This window comes from Variovorax ginsengisoli (assembly GCF_030486595.1).
Lineage (GTDB): Bacteria > Pseudomonadota > Gammaproteobacteria > Burkholderiales > Burkholderiaceae_C > Variovorax > Variovorax ginsengisoli_B.
In genome coordinates this window covers 1-17,884 of record NZ_JAUJZH010000027.1, presented here as the reverse complement: position 1 = coordinate 17,884, position 17,884 = coordinate 1, and the positions used below count along the sequence as shown (strand labels likewise).

Annotated in this window: 16 protein-coding genes; 2 read left to right on the top strand and 14 right to left on the bottom strand. The window is 61.7% G+C overall.

Translation table 11 applies throughout. The annotated features are described in order from the left end of the window. Positions 1 to 395 precede the first annotated feature (395 nt). The gene (locus tag QZH52_RS28945) at positions 396 to 1,085 is read right to left on the bottom strand and encodes a hypothetical protein (RefSeq protein WP_301814328.1); all 690 of its coding nucleotides are present in this window, start codon (positions 1,083 to 1,085) and stop codon (positions 396 to 398) included. An 89-nt stretch (positions 1,086 to 1,174) separates the two neighbouring features. Beyond that, entirely contained in the window at positions 1,175 to 2,002 is an 828-nt protein-coding gene (locus QZH52_RS28940; RefSeq protein ID WP_301814327.1) for a metallophosphoesterase, read from the bottom strand. Between the two features lie 109 nt (positions 2,003 to 2,111). On the opposite strand from QZH52_RS28940, the gene QZH52_RS28935 reads away from it, so the two are divergent. Then, complete coding sequence (locus QZH52_RS28935) at positions 2,112 to 2,774, top strand: hypothetical protein (RefSeq protein WP_301814326.1); 663 nt, start codon at positions 2,112 to 2,114, stop codon at positions 2,772 to 2,774. Positions 2,775 to 3,252: 478 nt separating this feature from the next. Here QZH52_RS28935 and QZH52_RS28930 read toward each other — a convergent pair whose 3' ends face one another. Continuing rightward, the gene (locus tag QZH52_RS28930; protein ID WP_301814325.1) at positions 3,253 to 3,474 is read right to left on the bottom strand and encodes a hypothetical protein; all 222 of its coding nucleotides are present in this window, start codon (positions 3,472 to 3,474) and stop codon (positions 3,253 to 3,255) included. 85 nt (positions 3,475 to 3,559) lie between these two features. On the opposite strand from QZH52_RS28930, the gene QZH52_RS28925 reads away from it, so the two are divergent. Further along, on the top strand, positions 3,560 to 4,243 hold the full coding sequence (locus QZH52_RS28925) for a DUF6998 domain-containing protein (RefSeq protein ID WP_436411644.1): 684 nt from the start codon (positions 3,560 to 3,562) through the stop codon (positions 4,241 to 4,243). A 42-nt stretch (positions 4,244 to 4,285) separates the two neighbouring features. Here the strand turns inward: QZH52_RS28925 and QZH52_RS28920 are convergent, their stop codons facing one another. From QZH52_RS28920 to QZH52_RS28865, 11 genes are all read right to left on the bottom strand, one after another. After that, positions 4,286 to 4,780, bottom strand: a complete 495-nt coding sequence (locus tag QZH52_RS28920) for a hypothetical protein (RefSeq protein ID WP_301814323.1) — start codon at positions 4,778 to 4,780, stop codon at positions 4,286 to 4,288. Between the two features lie 271 nt (positions 4,781 to 5,051). Then, a complete protein-coding gene (locus tag QZH52_RS28915) occupies positions 5,052 to 6,170 on the bottom strand; it encodes a DNA-binding protein (protein ID WP_301814322.1) in 1,119 nt (372 codons plus the stop codon). A 550-nt stretch (positions 6,171 to 6,720) separates the two neighbouring features. Then, positions 6,721 to 7,281 (bottom strand): lipid-binding SYLF domain-containing protein, encoded by a 561-nt coding sequence (locus QZH52_RS28910; protein ID WP_301814321.1) that lies wholly within the window; start codon positions 7,279 to 7,281, stop codon positions 6,721 to 6,723. Positions 7,282 to 8,285: 1,004 nt separating this feature from the next. Beyond that, positions 8,286 to 9,587, bottom strand: coding sequence for an SMODS domain-containing nucleotidyltransferase (locus tag QZH52_RS28905; RefSeq protein ID WP_301814320.1), 1,302 nt, complete (start codon positions 9,585 to 9,587; stop codon positions 8,286 to 8,288). Continuing rightward, the gene (locus QZH52_RS28900) at positions 9,584 to 10,201 is read right to left on the bottom strand and encodes an SLATT domain-containing protein (protein WP_301814319.1); all 618 of its coding nucleotides are present in this window, start codon (positions 10,199 to 10,201) and stop codon (positions 9,584 to 9,586) included. The genes QZH52_RS28905 and QZH52_RS28900 overlap by 4 nt, the downstream gene beginning before the upstream one ends. 485 nt (positions 10,202 to 10,686) lie before the next feature. Next, positions 10,687 to 11,139, bottom strand: a complete 453-nt coding sequence (locus tag QZH52_RS28890; protein ID WP_301814318.1) for a hypothetical protein — start codon at positions 11,137 to 11,139, stop codon at positions 10,687 to 10,689. Between the two features lie 105 nt (positions 11,140 to 11,244). Next, positions 11,245 to 11,382 (bottom strand): hypothetical protein, encoded by a 138-nt coding sequence (locus QZH52_RS28885; RefSeq protein ID WP_301814317.1) that lies wholly within the window; start codon positions 11,380 to 11,382, stop codon positions 11,245 to 11,247. Positions 11,383 to 11,672: 290 nt separating this feature from the next. Further along, positions 11,673 to 12,311 (bottom strand): DUF6338 family protein, encoded by a 639-nt coding sequence (locus QZH52_RS28880; protein WP_301814316.1) that lies wholly within the window; start codon positions 12,309 to 12,311, stop codon positions 11,673 to 11,675. Positions 12,312 to 12,631: 320 nt separating this feature from the next. Next, positions 12,632 to 13,867 carry a DUF6242 domain-containing protein gene (locus QZH52_RS28875; RefSeq protein WP_301814315.1) on the bottom strand — a complete coding sequence of 412 codons (1,236 nt, stop codon included), beginning with the start codon at positions 13,865 to 13,867 and terminating at the stop codon, positions 12,632 to 12,634. 361 nt (positions 13,868 to 14,228) lie between these two features. Further along, on the bottom strand, positions 14,229 to 15,434 hold the full coding sequence (locus QZH52_RS28870; RefSeq protein WP_301814314.1) for a hypothetical protein: 1,206 nt from the start codon (positions 15,432 to 15,434) through the stop codon (positions 14,229 to 14,231). A 193-nt stretch (positions 15,435 to 15,627) separates the two neighbouring features. Continuing rightward, entirely contained in the window at positions 15,628 to 16,908 is a 1,281-nt protein-coding gene (locus tag QZH52_RS28865) for an IS256 family transposase (RefSeq protein ID WP_301814313.1), read from the bottom strand. Positions 16,909 to 17,884 lie beyond the last annotated feature (976 nt).

The window sequence follows — 17,884 nt, the reverse complement described above, 5'->3', positions numbered from 1 at the left end:
CAAGCGCCGTCGCCCGATTGCTCGACATACCGCGACGTAGCGTCCTCACGGGCACAGTCATCGCGTCCGACGGGTGCAGTTCATTGCGCTTCTGTTCCCGCTGTATGTCTCTTGGCTATCACGGAATGGTGCATCAGCGCGAGCGGCAGGCGCGATGCCCCATCCATGGACTGCCGTTGCTCATGTCATGCGTGCACTGTGGAAGGGCGTCAAGCTACCAGCTGAATGCCGCACTGCTCGACGCGCCGTTTCGCTGCCGGTATTGCCGAAGGCACTATGGTTCAAATGGGGCGTCGCCTCTGCCGTGCGTGACATTGACGCGCGAGCGGCGAATTGCCGTGACGCGTGCGGCCATTGGCTGAGAGAGGGCGGGGAGGTCCGACGGATGCCAGACGTTAGTGGCACATTTGCTTCGCAAGCAAGCCGAAGGAAGGCAAAGTAACTTTTTTGCTTCGCAAGCCGTGGCGGCCAAGGCTGCATGCGAATTTGCGCCCCTGAAGGGCGGTCAAGAAACACTCAGGTGACATACTTACCTGCGTTGGAGTGACGGTTTTGCTTTGTTCTACGTCATTGCGCAGGTACGCCACGCCGACGTCGATCTTCGATGCGCTTGAACACCATCTGACGGACAAGGAGGCCGCCTTCTGCGGGAACTTGCGCCGCGTGCCGAGCGGGCCATTCACGCCGCCAGTCTGGATGCGCTGGCCATCCTTGTAGAAAACCACCGGTGCCGTTCGGGTCTCCTGCCTGCACATCTCGCGCTCGATCCCGCCCTCCCTCCAGGAGGTCTGGAACTCCATGCCCAGGTGGCGCGCGACGGCCTCACCATAGGCCAGCGTCACGGGCCAGTCCATGAGGCCTTCGCCCGCTGCCGGGTCGCCGTCGACGTTGTGGTGGTGCAGCTCGATCTTGTTCGCCGGCACACCCAGCTCCAGCAGGTGGAGCACCATGGCCAGGCTGTCCTTGCCCGTAGAGAAGAAGCAGACGAACCGGTCGTAGGACGCGAGGTCCGGAGTTCCCTCGTCGTTGATGTAGGCGAGTTCGTCTTCGGCAGTGGCGGCGGATTCGATGGCGAGCGAGGTCATGCAATCAGCATACGGACCGCATTCGCAATCGCGCTAGTGCAGATCGAAGAAATATATCCGCGACATTACTGTACCGCGAACATAGGTGCTCAGACTTCGATGACCAGCCCGGGATTGAACGCGGGATTGAGCTCGGGCTCGAACGCGCTCGCGTAGCCGCGCGGATTGCACACGACCCGGGTGTTGCCAACCCGGTAGTCCACGCTCTCATGGGTATGGCCGTGGATCCAGGCGATGGGGACGTCGAAGAAGTTCTCAGGAAGCTCGTTCGCGTACGCTGTCGAGATCCAGTGCGATGCAAACTTCTGATCGAGCGATCCCCGGTGTGGCGCGTGATGGGTGACAACGACCGTGCGGCCTTCGAAGGGCTCAGCCAGCTTGCCGGCGAGCCACTGGCGCTGCGTGAGGTGAAGCGCGGCCGTGTCCTCGGGCGTCAGGCGGCGCTTGCGCCGCTTCACCCTGTCGGAATACCCGCTGCGGCTGACGTTTTCCGCTACGCGGATGTACTTGTAGTCGTTCATCTTCCAGCGCGCGGCCTTCATGGCGCGCGGGACATCGCTGATCGCGCCTGCTTCGGTCTCGATCCCGAGTGCGAAGTCTGTCCACAGGGTCGTTCCAAGGAAGCGGACGCCCTGGAGAACGACCTCCCCGGAACTCAACGCATGCACGTTGTTGGAGGCAGCCTGGCGCATGTCCGCCAGCGCCGTGTCCATCACGCCGCCGTAGAACTCATGGTTGCCCGGCACGAAGATGATCGGTGTGTTCTCGCCGAAGTTGCCGGGCCGCTGTGCCCAGCGAAGCGCCTTGGCCGCGGTCGCAGCGATGTCGCCCGCCAGGATCACGGCGTCGACTTCGACCTCTGGCACGCGGAAGGTGCCGCTGTCGAGGTGCAGGTCTGAGAGGACGAGGAGCTTCATGTGGCGACTAGCTTACGGGAGCTGCTCTTGATCGCGCTAGGGCAGGGCGGCGCCTGGCCCTGCAAATCGGAGGGGTAGCATCGGGGGATCTGTTTTTGGAAGCCAAAAGTTGTCATCGTTCAAGACCCAGGCGCTGCTGCGGCGCGTCGCTGCCACCGCAGGACCGGAGCGCTCGTTCTGGAAAGCCGTTGGCGCGCTGGCGCAGGAGCCCAGGCCGAATTGGGGCCTCGATCTCCATGCGGGACGGCAGCCGCTGGCGACCGATGCGTTCGTCTACCTGGTCAACACGAGCAACCTCTGGGTCGCGTCCGCGGCGATGTCGCCGGCGCAGCTGGTGGCAGTGAAGAACGAGGTCGAGGGAGGCGATAGCCACAAACTGCGCGCGCTTGCTGCTGTGGCCATGGCAAGTGCCAGCCAAGCGGCGCGGGCGAAGGAGGGATCGATGGCGTCGCCGGAGTCGTTGCAGGCGTTCGCCGCGGGCCTGCGCGCGATCGCCGCGGCGCCGGGGTTCATCGCCACGGCCGAGCAGTCACCGGAGCTCGACAACCACCATTGGATTCTGCTGCTGTACCGCCTGGTCGACGGTGAGGTGCTCGCTGGGTTCGGATACGGCGATGACCCGATCCCGGGCATGCTCGATCGCGAGACGCTGATCGAATTTGTGGGGAACATGGTCGAAATGGACCTGGAGCCAGGGGCGCTGGTGGGCGAAACGGCGGCTGCGCATGGCGGCGCGACGCTCGCCGATGTGCTGGTGACCAGGCCGAGCTGACGCCGGCATCGAACACTTCGCCGAGGGGAAAACGACCAAAAGTTATACTGCACCCGAGGTCGGCCGCAGTATAGCTACGCGATCCGAGCCCGCCCCGCGGCGACTTTTCTCTGTTGCGCGCCCGGGGCCAAACTAGGTCGCTTGCCCGGCGACGGCATCCCGATCGGGCATTGCTAAGCTACACCTTCAATATGCAGACGAAGGAAGACGCATGCCGTTAGCAATGGACGCCAGCATCTACGACTCCTTGTGCGCAAGGGTGCGCAATGAGACCCAGGCCAGTGCGGTCATGCTGGTCGTCGTTGGGGGGCCGAAGGGCAGCGGCTACTCCGTTCAAGCTCTTGAGGCGCTCACTGAGAGCAGCGAATTCGCCAAGGAGGCGCCGAGATTGCTCCGCGAACTGGCCGACCATCTTGAGGGCACATGCGGAGGATCCAGAGGATCAACGCATTGACGGCCGCTCGGGCCGCTCGGTGGGCTACGCCTTGACGCGGACGATCTCAACAGGCCCGATCCCCGAGTAGACCGTCTCCCCCGACTTCAGCAGCGTCACGGTCCACCGATCGCCTGGGGTGATCTTGTAGTCGCCCGGCTCGAAGGCGAGTTCGTGCTCCTCATGCACGCCCCGGCCCAGCCACGAGGGCATGCGGAGGAGGGCGGGGGAGCGGGAGAAGAGAGGTGTCCCGAGGTTGTCGGGCATGGCGAGATCGTACTCGGCTGTGCACCTGGCGCAGGAGATAGGATTGGCCCGGAACTCCAGCACCACAAAGGAACCGATCGTGGCGATGTCGCAGATGCAGCTGATCCAGTCCTTGGGCGAGGCAATGTCCTGGCTCGAGAGGGAGATCTCCTGGGGAGTTGCCCCGACGGAGGTTCGGCACCTGTGCGGGCGCATTGGGGAGCTCTACGTCGCGATGATCACCAACGGGCAGATGGCCACGCAGGTGAACCAACGCGGTTACGACGTCGTGAGCGCGATCAATGAACGGATTTCTGTCAAGACGACCGCTCAGAGTGGGCTCGATGGATCTATCTCGTTCAATCCAAATACGCTCGACCAGGTCGATCGGGTGTTTGTCCTGCGGATCAACACGGAGGAGATGCAGGTCGAGACCTTGTTGGACAAGCCGATCGCCGATGCGCGCCAGCTCATGACTGAGGATCGCGGGTCTGGCCGGCTGAACATCCCGTTGCGACGCCTTGCGCCCAATCGCGCTGCGCCGCGGGAGACGTCACCCCTCGCTTCGGAGGCGACCCTTGACGGGGTGCTGGTGCGCGAGCTCGAAAGCGGACCCATCGAGGTCCTGCGTGATGGCGAGCCCCAGGTGCCGGCCAAGCCGGTGCTGCGCGAATTGGCCGTGCGGCTCAATGTTGGGTTGCTCAACCAGAGGGGCAACCCGTTCAATACGCGCCAGCTTGGCACGCTGATCATCCGGAGCATCCAGGCTCTCGCCTCGCCGGAGCCTTAGGCGGCGGGCGACATGTGGGGCGACCGCGCCGCCCCGGGGCCGTCAAAACAGTGTCCCTCCAATCATGACGCCCGCGAGGAAGGGCAAGGTGCCAGACGACTTTTCTTTCGCCGCCGAATCTGCAGCAGCCTCCTCAGCTTTGCGCAAGCGCGCAGCATAGCCCTGCACTGCTAGCTCCAACTCGGAAATGCGCAGCGCTAGTGCCTTGTGTCCGGCATCGGGCTCAGCAACGCCCGCGCTCGCATAGACGCGGGCCATTCCCTCTGCGAGCTTTTCGGCGCGCTGCCTATCGGCGTCCTGTTGGTAGAGCGTTCGACAGAAGATCTTGAAGGCCCTGCGCGAGGGCGCTGCCGTCGTTGCCAAGTAGTGGTCGACTTGCTGAAGCAGATCAGCTTGCCCAGCGTTGGTACTGCGGATCTGGTCAACCAGATCGTCAATGTAGAGCCAGTCATCTTTCGGCTCATAGCCTGCTTCCATCAGCAACTTTTGCGAGGCGGCTTGCGTTGCTGAATCGAGATCGAGTTGTGCGGTTGACATGACTTTTCAGTGAGAGGTGTGGGAGCACGCGATGCAGTGTAGGGCGCTGCCTGCATAAGTGGAGGGGAGTGGAGGGCGGCAATTGGCATCAGGCCATGTTCTCTCATCAACCGGTCCTATAGGTCTTCGAACTGTGAATAGAGGCTCTGGAGGGGATTTGCCGTCATGCCGGGCGTTCGGCAAAGCGTCGCCCTGTCTTCGCCGGCAGTTGCTCGCCATGGCCTGGCAAAACATACCGTATGTGAAAACATACGACCCCAGGGCTCTCGGGCTAAGTCGTCTTTTTGCCCTTCGCTGCTGCGCGGCCCGTCGGAGGCTTTGCACCCCCAGCGTCGGTGCTGCGCGCCTCGAGCTGGCGCAGCGCTGCTGCCGTAGCTGCCTGGCTGTCGCGCAATTGTGAGATCTCCCGCTCGGCCTGCCCCTGCTGGCGCTCCAGCTGCGCGGCGAGGTCGGCGGCCCGCTGCTCTGCCCCGGCGGCGCGCTCGCGCAGGGTCGCAAGTTCGACCTGGCCCTCCTGCTGTTGGCGGGACCACACGGCGGCCGCATCGCGGTGCGCGGCCTTCTCGGCCAGAAGCACCTGCTGTGCCGCCTCCTGCGCGGCGCGTGCTGTGTCGAGGTCCGCCGCGCGGGCCTTCTGCTCCTTCGCAAGATCTGCGGCGGCCTGGCGCGCGGCCACCCGCTCGCGATCGACGTCGGCAAGGAGCCGGCGCTCGTGGGCGACATGGCGTTGCTCGGCCTCCCTGGCGTCACGCTGCGCCGCGCCTAGTTCCATTGATGCCTTCTCCCGCAGGGCTTCCTTGCTGGCCACGGCCTCGTCGAACGCCTTGCGCAGGCGCCGCACCTCGGCTTCGGCGTCGCTGAGAAGGCGAGCGGATTCCTGCTGCTGCGTGTGCATCTGCGCCTCCATGGCCGTGACCGCCTGGCGCGAGGACGCCAGGGCCTCATCGAGCGCCACCCGGGCCTGCTCGAAGGAGGTCTCGCGCTGCTGCAGGTCCGCTTCCTTCTGGGCCAGAGCGGTGCGCTGCAGTTCGATTTCGCGCCGGGCCGCCTCGGTCTTCTGGACCTGCACCTGGTCGGCCTCGCGGCGGGCGGCATCCCAGAACAACTTCGCCGACTGGACGACGGCCAGGGGGAGCTGGTGCGCCTCGCCGTCGGCCAGGTCGGCGCCATGACCGTCCAGGCGCTTGCCGAGCGTGGCGAACCAGCGCTCCAGCATCGGGCTCACGGTGTTGGGCGAGCCGCTGCCGATCTTCTGGCGGACGCGCTCGATCGTCGGGCGCAGGCCTTCCTGCAGCAGCCAGTCGGCCGCTTCCCAGACTTGCGCCTCCTGGATCCCACGGCCGCTGCGAATTGGATGGATGTTGTTGTTGCTCGAACTTTTCAGGGTCATGCCGGCTTTCCTCGCTGTCTTTTACTTGCGATAATAATAGATTATCGAAAGTGATGTATAATACGTGTAGCACATCATACATGATATGTATGAAAGAAAAAAACAGCGACGCCCGGAATTACTAGAACCAGATCCGAATCCAGCGATGGCGGTGACCAAAGTGCTCGACTTCGACCGTGCCGTGCCTGCGGGGCCTTGGCCGAACGCAAGCCGTACGGAACTTGATGTGCCCAGAAGTGGACCGGTCCCATGACGGCGCAGGACCTTGTCCTCGACCTTCAGCCGTCCTTACGAAAGCGGTCCGCGCACGCCGTCATACCTCATCAGCCTGGTGTTCCAGGTCCAGTACGAAGTTCATCAGCGGGCGCGTGGGAGCCGGAGCTCGCGTCGCTACTCCTCCTTGTCCACCAGGTGGCCAGGATTGGTCGACCAAATGACACAGGAGCGCGAAGGTCTTGGGACGCAGCGTGATCTCCTTTCCGTTCGAGCGCAAAACATCGCGCCGCGCCTTGGGCGCAGTCGAGCACACGGCGCGATTCAGGTCCGAACCCTAGTTCAGGTCCTTGTCCTTCCAGACCTTCGATCCTCCGAGGGACACCCCCGCCTGTAGGCCGGCCTTGGTCAGCACGTAAGCCGTGCCGCCCGAGAACGCGACAGCACCCGCCTTGACATTGGCCTCGTCCCTGCCGGTGCCTGCGCCCGCGGCAGCGCCGGCCGAGGCATCCCAGCCGTTGTCGATGAAGTCGGCCAGCGACTTGGCATCCTTGAACACGAAGAGATAGCGCGTGTCGGAGGCCCCGATCTGCAGGCCTGCACTCGCCTGGGCGATGTTCATGTACGCGTCCTTTTTGGACTTGCTGTCGTGCGCTATGCCCTTCCCGCCCGCTCCGCCAAGGCCGAAGCTCAAACCGTAGGTCGTGAACACGGCGTAACCGGGCGCCTTGCCTACAGCGCTCTTGATCTCGGCATCGGCCTTGTAGAAATCCTCGAGCGCCTGCTTGGCCTTTGCCCTGACCTCGGCCTGCTTGACGGCCTTGTCCTGCGCGTAGGCGCCGCGGGCCAGCAACGATGCCAGCGATGCACCGACGACGAGTAGCTTGCGACGTTTCATTGCGTTCTCCTTTCACGTGTCATGCAGATCCGCCTCATAGGCACTAGGGAGGCGGCGGCGCGGTGGCCCCTTGCGGCCGATTGGCTGGCTCTCCGGCCGTGGAGCCAGGATCCTTGCACTCGAGAGCGCTTGGGCCGTCCGGTTGGCGCGCGGCGCGTTGCGCGTTGGCGGCGGCGGCGGGACTCGGGTGGGTTTGTAGATCCGGTCCGCTGGACGCTGCTGACTTTCCGTCGGGCAGAGCCAGCGCAGGTGAACCCTTCGAAATTTCGGCCGGCTGTGGCGGCGACACTAACTCCGCCGGCTGCTGCGCGAACGCTAGCGCTGCGGCAAGAAAAAGGGCTGGAAAGGCAAATCCGTGTTGTCCGCACTGACCAAGTGCCCAGATTGGCCGGTCACGCCGAAACTGAAGATGCCAAAAGCTGATCATGAGAAGCTCTCGATCGAATGCGTTCGAACGAACCTAGCGCGATCAGCCAGGAACATGCGTGAGCCCGGATCCCGAGCGTTCGTAGGCAACGTGCCCACCAACGTAGGGCTGGAAGCTAGCGTGTCGCTGGTAGGGCGCGAGGATCGAACAAATCCAGCCTCGAGGTGCCGCCAGATTTGCCGCTACGGGTCATCGGCAGACCTGCCGGCACCGATCATGCGTGAGGGGAGGCCCAGATGTGTCCCTAGATGTCCGACAAACACTGAATCGCCATGGCGTTTCGTGCGCCAGTCGTCAATGAACGCGCGCGACCGGTCGGACACGGTAGCTGCTGTGGCAGGGATGCTGCCGAGAAGCCGCCAATGGATGAGCAGCCGCCGAGACCCGTGGACAGTTGCGCGAATGTGATTTACGTGGTGCCTGGTCCCCATGCCCTCGGCTCAGACAGAGCAGTGGGCAATGGAAAGCTCGTGCTCAGGGCAGAAGCGGCGCATTTATCAACTCGATGCATCACGGCTTGGAGAGCCTCGCGCGGGCAGGGCTCGACGGCCGTGCGCGCCGCCCGTGCCGCGCAACGTCACCCATTGATGCGCACGTCGATGACATCTCGCGCCACGCACACGTCGTCCTTCACCACATAGGCCTCAACGTAATGGTCGCCGTGAAAGTCCGTGCGCTCTTGCTGCCGCTCTCGGCCTCCATCGGGATAAATCTGCCCGCGAATGCCGCGTCGGTCCGCCTCCGGCCCGACGTTCCGAACCTTCCAATACAGGTCATAGGGCTTCGGAACAGTACACCGCTCCACGAAAAATTCGAGTTTTCGGCCGACAGGCAGCCATGGAAAAACGGCGGCAAGCCGTCTCAGACGGTCTGCCGCTATGCCACTTCCCATGACTTCGCTGTCGATGTCCAAGTCATATCGAATGTCGACCGGGAATTTGTCTTCGATGAACTCTTCGGTCGTGTACCTGGTGCGATCTGCCGACTCAAGAGCCGCTTTAACGACCGTTTCGCTGGTCGCCGGGAACGACCTTCCAAAAACCTCCCGGTAAAGCGTGGCCTTCCGTGATTCACGATCCGCTTCCTTTGCCTCGACGCATTTGACAGAAGCTTTTTTGGCTTTTGATTGAAACTTGCCGCTCGCATAAACTCGTTGACCGCTCCCCGGCGCAGCCCAATAGTCTTGATGCTCGAGGCCGCCTAGGTAGCTGAAAACCGACACCATCAGTTCGTCGTAAGAGGCGTAGGTTGCGCCATCATACGTTGAAGTTTGGCTGAAAAAATTATAGACAAGTGTGTCTAACAACAGGCCGCCCATGTTTACGCCGTGCGCATTTTTCCATGCGCGGAGCATCTTGCAGACATGCTTGTAATTTCTATTCGTCTTGACGCTTCGTGCGTCGACGGCTTCCATTTCCTTGACCGGTTTGCAGATTTTCCAACTGCCACCATTGTTGGAATCTGGGAAGCGGTAACCGTCGGCTTCGACGTCTCTAAATGCCGGCAATACCTCAACCACGTAGTTCTTGAAAGTGATCACGACGACTTGGCCATCGCCCTTAATATCGGTACTACTGTATCGCTTTCGAAGCGACTGCCTCACAGCCTGGAGAAGTTGGGACGGCCCGTTGTTCTCATAGCGTCTATATCGCTCATACGTCTCCCACGGGAGTTCGAAAACCATGTCGAGGTCACTGATGCCGTGGATCGCAGTGCCGCGTCCATACGAGCCCACCTGTCTTCGGTGCGACGAGTCGGACTCCAAATCCCAAAAATCCTTGTTGAGGCGAGTCGTGATGCTGGCGTACGAAGTGGATATGTCGCCTGCATTTGAAACAGAAATGTTTGAGCGGAATTTTCTGAATAGTGCAGCGGTCATGCAATCGCCTTGCAAAACGACGAGACAAAAATCGGCGTGCTAGAAAATGCAAGCCAAATAAGCGCCAAGACTCCAGCAAAGAGCGCCACGATCATTCCCAGAGGCATCTTGTCGCGGAACAATTTAAAATGAATTTGCTCATCCATCCATTTGGTTTGACCTTGCCAAAAGAACTTGTAATGCGCATACCAATCGCTCATGAAAATCTGCTTTGATATTGGTATTTGGAGAGCTTGATCTTGAATATCCTTGTGCTGCTTTTCAAAGCTAGGTAGGTCGACCCCGTCAGGCTGCTCTTTCACCGCTTGGTAGAGCAGTCTTAATTCATGGAATCTCGCCGTCAATTGACTGCCGGCATCCGCATATTTCGCTTTATCTCTGTCGTAAAGCAAAATGGCGGCGGTTCCGATCGAGATGACGATAAAAAATGCAGCAATCCATTTCTGCTCCATATACGGAATGAATAAAGCAAGGATGCCAGCGGCGGCAGAGAACAAAGCGACCCACCCCGGGAGTTTTTCAACGATGTCGTACGTCGCGAAATGCTTTTTCGCTCCATATCCCACGTTGTACCCGGTCTCTGCAATCAGCGCCAAAAGCGCATCCTTCTTCATCTCTAGTGCCTCCATGACTATGTAACCTGATGCTGATTGTGGCGTACGCACGCTCATGCCGCTGTTGACAGTCCGGCGAGTGCTAGTCGGGCTGTCGATAGTGGGAACTGCTGGTGCTCGTCCACTCTCGGCCTTGCGGCCGGAGGTGCTGCCCTACTCTGCCTGCTCAGAAGCAGGAGGCGCGAACAAGGGCGGCGGCGCGCGCAGGTCCAGCGCACCGGTCTGTCCGTAACCGGCGCCCTCGGGCTCGCACATTGCCAAGATCGTGCCGTCGGCGCGATTGACCTTGCCTTAAGTGGCATCGCGTCGACGATCCTGCACGAGAGAGCTTCGACCACGCGCACATCGAACTGCAGCTGGCCCACCAGGAGCGTGACAACGTCAGCGCGGCCTACAACTTCGCGACCTACCTGCCGCTGCGCAGGAAGATGATGCAGGCCTTCGCCCACCTGGACGATCTGCGCCAGGGGGGAAGATCCAGGCGTTCAAGGTTGCCCGACTAAGGGCTTGCCGAGCACCTTCGCAAGAACCGTTGCGAGCAGGATGGTGGCGTGCGGTTCGAGCGAGAGGTACAACGTCTCGCCTGATGATTTCTTGACTCCGGTATCGAAGTCCTCGGCTTCGAAGTCGAGTTCTTCGATTGCTTGCGCCGCCTTCAGATCGAACTCATCAAGGCGATAGAACGTCATCACTCCCCTGTTGTCGACCGATGGCCGAATGGAGAGGATGGCCCGCAGGCGAACCGTCAAGAACTCAATCTCGAAGGAGAGCCCATTCGTCGCCAGCGCACCGATCTTCCAAGGAAAGTAAGGGTTCTTGTTACCCACCGCTTCAACGTGCGTGCGGAAGCTAGAGAACCCGATCAGCAAGCCAGGATAGTGCCCAACTGGGGGGCGCAAGAAGTCTGCCACGGCCTGTGTGTCGATCGGTGATTGCATGCTTGTTGATGTCCGAGTTTGTGGAGCGCTGAAGTCTAGTGTGCTTGGCACTAGTGGCTTTGGGGCACGAGGCGGGGGAATCCTCAATTTAGGTGAGGCGCCGCTTCAACAAGCTACTGCAGCGACATCGGCTTGAGCGACGAGTTCTTCCAACTCCTTTGGAAGTGGTTCAAGGTGAAGCATCGGGTCGGCTTCGGCCTGGTTCATGCTGGCCATGCTGTTCTCGCCCTTGCTGATGGGCATCCTGGTCCTGGCCATGGGCAACCCGAAGGCGGCCGCCGCGGCTCGGCGCGCGGCGGGGGGCCCAGGCCCAGCCGACGGCGCCAGGAGCTGGAGAGACCCGATACCCCGACTGCCGCGAGATAGTGCGAGCCGACGCCCGCAGATGCAAGCACTGCGGCTCGGATTCGACCCCCTTGATCTAGATCTGTTTCGGCGGTGGCTGAACAGGCGTCTTGTTCGTGGACGGCTGATAGCCGCCATTCACGGAACCCGGGGCCGGGGCCTTCGGGGTCGGTTGAGGTTGCCAGCCCTTAGTCTCCGGGGCCTTCGGTGTATGGTTTGTCGCCATTCGCTTCTCCTTCTCGGACATGAAAAAACTCGATCGATGCAATATCGGGGCCTAGGATCAACACCCCGGCTGTGTCTATCAAAGCCCGCTCGAAGCCGCCACCCTCATTGAGCTTCCAGGCCTCCTCGAGATATAGCTGCTCGGGTGCGGGCGCCGCGGAGGAGAACGATCCCCCCGCGTACTTGCCGGCGATCTTCCTGCCGTCCCGCAGCGTCGCGATTATCCAGTAGTGCCTGCGCTGACCGAAGACGAAGTCCCACGGCTTCTCAAGAGGGTGGGGAAGGAACCTCTGCGCTAGGTTTGTCTTCCGAAGCAACATCCAGACAAGGCCCCACAGCACCGGGGCGACGAGGACGACAGCGGCATAGAACGCAACGTAGCCACGCGGATATTGGTTGCGCCAATCTGATGATTCCACCATGAGAATCGGCCAAGCCAACAATGCGTAGTTGATGCAGCTGAAGGCGATCGCGTCGACCAGTTGCTGGGAAGAGTCCCGCGGCGCACGCAACCCGAGCATGGCGTACGTCTTCAGGCTGAGAAAGCCAGGAATGACAAACACCAAAAACAACACCAACTTGTCCGTTGCCCAAATATCCATCGCTCGCGTTCTCCTCGGTACGCATGACATGTCGTCGGCCGAGTTGCGCCGTCTCCACATGGGCGAGAGGGTACCGCATAGGTGCCGGGACTTGCCAGGTACTGCCCATCGAGGGGCTGGTAGCCGAAGCGGTGGGCGGCCGTGTTCATCGACCATTCCAAGTTCGCATCGCCTGACCGTTCGAGAAGATCGTTCGCGTCGCCAAGCTCCAAGACCAAACCCAAACGGAACGTGAGGCGGGCCCGCTGCCATCGGCGAACTCCTACCTCAACACGCTATCGGCTGTCCTTCGGGAAACCTCGCGTCTTACAGGCCGCGGCTTAGCGCACGGTGCGGTAGAGAGTGAGCTCCGAGGTGCTCTGCCCCGCGAACATGAGCAGTCGTCCATCGACAGCGACCATGTTCGGCACCTCGATGTCGCTGATCCTGGAACGGTTCGGCTCCAGGTGCCAGTTCACGAGATCGGTCGTCGACATAGACTGCACTGGCCTCCCGAGCTCAGTGAGAGTCTGCCCGTTGGTCGCGATGATCAGCTTGTCGTTCAGCACCGCGCAGTACCTGCTCCGCTTCGGGAAATTCACCGGATATCCGCTCTGCACGGTCCACTGCACGCCGTCCGGGGAGGTCGCGACCGCATCGCCAATCAGCAACAGCGAGCCGCGCCAGTTCAGGGCACACGTCACCACGCCGAGGGCGGCCGGCAGGCTGTCGGTCCGCTTGCTCCAGGTGATGCCCTCGTCGGTCGAGGTCCACAGGTCGCGCAGCGGGCTGACGCCCCCGTTGCTTCCGCCCGCCATGAAGAGCGTGGTGCCGACCTTGGCCATCAAGTGGCGCTCGCGTGCGGGAAACTCGGCGCTGGCGGTCTGCCTCTGCCAGGCGACGCCGTCGAACTTCCAGACGTGGTTCCGGTACGGGTAGGAACCACCGCTCAGGTACACCGCAGCACCGTCACTCGACAGTGCGAATCTGCTGGTCAAGGGCGTTGGGCCAGGGATGGCCTGCAGGCTCCATTTGGTGCCAAAGTCGGGGGAGATGTAGGTTTCCATCACGCCCGTGGTGCCGTTGGCAAGGACCAAGAGCGGCTTGCCGTCGTACACGCTCAGCGCCATGGAGGAAGTGAAGAGCTTGTCACGGAAGCTGGGCGTGATCGGCACCTCCTCCCAGCTCGCGTAGCTGAACTCCGCGGGATCGAGCACGCGAATCTTGTAGGGCAGCTGCCAAGGCGAGCCCTCCACGGGCTGCGTGCAGACCAGCGGATTGGCGTCGTAGCAGACGCGAACCTCGAAGCTCCCGCTGTAGCTGCCCGGCACGAGGTCGGGGTTCGTACTCATCGATGCCACGTACTGCAGCCCGCCGCCGCTGATTTTCACGTTCGGCGTGATAACGCCCTTGGTATCGATGATGGCGATGTTGACGGTCTGAGCAATGGATCGGCTCGACACCGCGGCGACGCTGAAAGGCGTCGAGGTCTGCGGAAACACCGTGAGATCGACGATGGCGGGTTTGAAGCTGAGCCAGGCGCCGGCGCTGCTGGTCGGCGAGCCCGAGGCCGGCATCGAGATCGGGGCAGCGCCCCCGCCGCCGCCGCCTCCTCCTCCACATCCCGACATGGCAATGCCCAGCAGCAGGCTTGCGAGCATCGGCCTGCGCCTAGTAAGGAAATCTGTCATAAACCCTCTCGCCCCTCATGGCGGTCGCATACGCGTCCGCTCATTTCATTTGTTGTAGACAACCAAAGATACCTTTTGTGTGTCATGGCGTCCGCCATGTCCACCCAGCCACTTCCAAGCGTCGAATGCGTCCTTTCAATGGACCACTGGGTCGCGCAGTGATCCGGCAGGTCATTCAATGGCTCCGCCGCGCCCACGCCCGCCGCCCGCGCCCGAGTTCTCGCTGGCCATGACCTCGCCCAACACCTCAAGCGGACCACGGCCTGACGATCAGCGTGATGGGGTAGTACACCTCTTTCACGACACCGTTCACCGCATGGTTGAAGCGCATTCGCACCGGGTAGGTGCCGAAGGGAATGCAGACCGCCCCTGCCCCTACAGTCGGAAAGTTGCAGGCTAGGACCGAGAAAGGGAGCTCTGACCCAAGGATGGCTCCCGAACTGCCCGCGCTCACATTGAAGGTGCTCTGCGCGCCCGAAGGCCTGAAGTTGATCGGAGGCGCGGTGGGCGTACCGTTCGCGTCCAGGAAGTCGACACCCGCGTAGGTCATCGTGCCCTCACCATAGGACACCTTCAACCGCTTGACCTCCGAGTAGGAGGCACCCGCAGCGCCAGGATTGGCGGGCGCCTCGACAATCATGCTCGTGGGCTCGAAAGCGTAAGCTTCGGCGGGATTCGCTACCACCGCCAAGTTGATCGTCATGATCCGCCCACCGATTTGGTAGGCCAGCTTGTAGGTGCCACCAGGGGTCATCCCGGGGACGGTGACGTCCAACTGTCCGACACCGAGATTGTTGTTGGGTACTGGCCCCATCACGGCTTTCGCATCGGGCAAGACCCGTGGATCGGTCAGTTCATACTTCAGGGGATCCGGCGGCCACGCAACCGAATCACCACGAATGATGACCTGAACTGAAAACTGCGACGACGCTCTCGAAAATGGAATGGACACGGCGATCTGCGACGTCCCTGTCTCGACGAATCTTGTATTCGGCTTGACGATGACGTCGTAGGGCACCTTGATCGGCGCGTTCTCGAACCGGACGCTGCAGCGCGCGTCCATGCACGCGTAGAGAAGGATTTCTCCTGTGTATCTTCCCGTTGGAGGCTCTATCAGCGTGGCGTTTTTCTTCAGGTTGCTGGTCATGGTTCCACGCGGCGGCATGGTGGACCCTCCCCAGAGCGCCTCGACCACTTCATTTCTGAAGAGCCTGCCTGCGGGGTCTTCAAGAGCCAGGTACAGCTTGGGTATCGACGGGGGACCAATGATCAGAGACATATCACCTTCAAAGTCGAGCCAGGGGCTGAACGAACTGGGTGAATATTGAAGCTGGCGTTCGCCTTCGTAGAAGGTTTGCTCAATCTTGGCTGGGTAGGCTTTGGTGATCCTGAGGTTGACCGTAGAAAAAGCGCTATCGAGTACCGAGGGTTGCGGGGTCTCGTTGGTTGGCACCTCACCGGTCGAAGCCGGATTGACTCCAGTCTGAGGACTGGTCGCTGACTGCGGATTTGCGACGGAGGGGGTGTCCGAATTTCTGTGTGTGAGGCGGTTGGTTGATTCGGTTTGACTAGTTTTTTCTCTCTCTTCAAGGCCCCTGCCAGGCCGCCGGAGGCGCCCCGGTTGAGCGATGTACTCATGCTCGACCTCATGATCTTGTGCCACCGTGCAGGGGCTGCGTGAATCGCTCTTCGTAGAGTATCGCGAACTGGTTCATGGCGTCTCGCCATTCCTTTGCCGCGCGGCCCCAATCGGCTGTGATGTTGCGCAGCGCCAGCCAGATGAGCTTGGTGGCGGCGTCGTCGCCCGGGAAGTGGCCTCGGGTCTTGATGATCTTGCGCAGCCGGCTGTGCACGCTCTCGATGGCATTGGTCGTGTAGACCACGCGACGCACGGCCGGCGGGAAGGCGAAGAACGGAATGACTCGGTCCCAGGCACGGCGCCACGCCGCCGTGACGGTGGGGAACTTCTGCCCCCAAGGGCTGCGCTCGAACGCGTCCAGCGCCTCTTGGGCGGCCTCGGCGCTGGGCGCCGTGTACACCGGGCGAAGTGCTGCGGCGAGCAGCTTGCGGTCCTTCCAGCTCGCATAGTCCAGGCTGTTGCGGATCAAGTGCACGATGCACGTCTGCAGCGTGGTGGCAGGGAACACTGCGCCGAGCGCCTCCCCGATGCCCTTGAGGCCGTCGGTGACGGCAATCAGGATGTCACCCACGCCGCGCGTCTTCAGGTCGTTGAAGACCTTCATCCAGAACTTGGCACCCTCGGTGTTCTCGATCCACAGACCCAGGATGTCGCGCGTGCCGTCGGGCAGCACGCCCAGGGCCAGGTAGATGGCCTTGTTGCGCACCACGGCCTCTTCGCGGATCTTCACGCGCAGCGCGTCGAAGAAGATCACCGGGTACATCGGCTCGAGCGGGCGCGACTGCCAGGCGCCGACCTCGGCCATCACGGCGTCGGTGACCGAGCTGATGAACTCGGGGCTGACCTCGGTGCCGTATTGCTCGGCGAGGAAACCCTGGATCTCGCGCACCGTCATGCCCCGGGCGTACATGGCCACGATCTTGTCGTCGAAGCCGGTGAAGCGCCGCTCGTGCTTTGGGATCAGGACCGGCTCGAACGAACCCTCCCGGTCGCGTGGCACCTCGATGCGCAGCGGACCATCCTCGGTCAGCACGGTCTTGCCGCTGGCGCCGTTGCGGTGGTTGCTGGCGTCTTCGGCCTTCGCTGCACCTGGCGGGTAGCCCAGGTGATGCGACAGCTCCGCGCCCAGGGCACGCTCGATCAGCGCCTTCTTGAACGCCATCGAGGCAGCCTGGACTGCCTCGGCGCTCATGGGCCCCTTCACGAACTGGTCAATCAGTTCTTTGGGAATCGACGGCAGCGCCGCCGCGGCGGCGGCCGCCGCCTTCGTCGTCTTCCTGCTTGGCATACATGCTCCTCTTTGACATGCTATGCCTCACACACAAAATTCCGGACAGGCTCGCGACGGACTGTGATGTTCCGCTTGCCGTTCCAGCTGAGCCGACAGGATTGAATGCACCGCCGCTTCCTCCTCCTCCTCCTCCGCACGCCGCCAACAAGGACGCAAGAACGCCCGCGAGCAGCGACGCTCGCCTCAAGATCGAGTTCTTCATACCCTCCGGGACCCTCTCATAGTTAGTTAGTTAGCGCCGCGCGGTCGCTCTGAGTTGTGATTCGAAACTGCGGAAGTTGCTCGTCTTTAACGCGTTGTTTTGACTTCACGCGGCTAAACACGCAGCGTCTCCGGGGTCCATGAGAGCAATGGATCGACGCCGCCAATATTCATGTCATTGAAAAGCGGCGTCGCAGTGTGAGCAATCAAGGTCCAGCCCATTGCCCGGGCGGTAGTTGGGGATGTGCACTAGCAGGATGACTGCCGGCAAACTTGTTGCCTCTTCCTTCACGTCCGACAAGCCGGCGATAGGATGATGACGGCAGACGGAAGTCCAAGCACATAAGACTCTCCTCGATTCTTTGTTTTGTATTCGTATTGCACGAACGCTCCGGGCCGCTGCTCGCCCCCGGGAAATAGTACAGGTCACTGCATCATTTGGCAACAAAAGTATTGGTTTTTGACAGAATTCTCAACTTCGCGAGGACACCTCCGGTAGTGCCAACCGTGGCCGGGCCGATGAAGGAAAATGCTGCGCCAGCCGTGTAGCACGCGACGACGACAGCCACCACTGCCACGATGATCTGCGGACTCGCAGTTCATCGAAGGTATCGCCCAACGCATTGCCAAACGCGTCAGTTGCTAGCGTGGCCGCGTTGACTGCGTATTCCGGCGAACGTGACCGACGATTCCGCGGCATCGTGACCGGTCGTCATGCGTGTTGAGTTGCGCGTTCAGATTGTAGAAGTGGCGGTCACGATGGGTCTTTGTT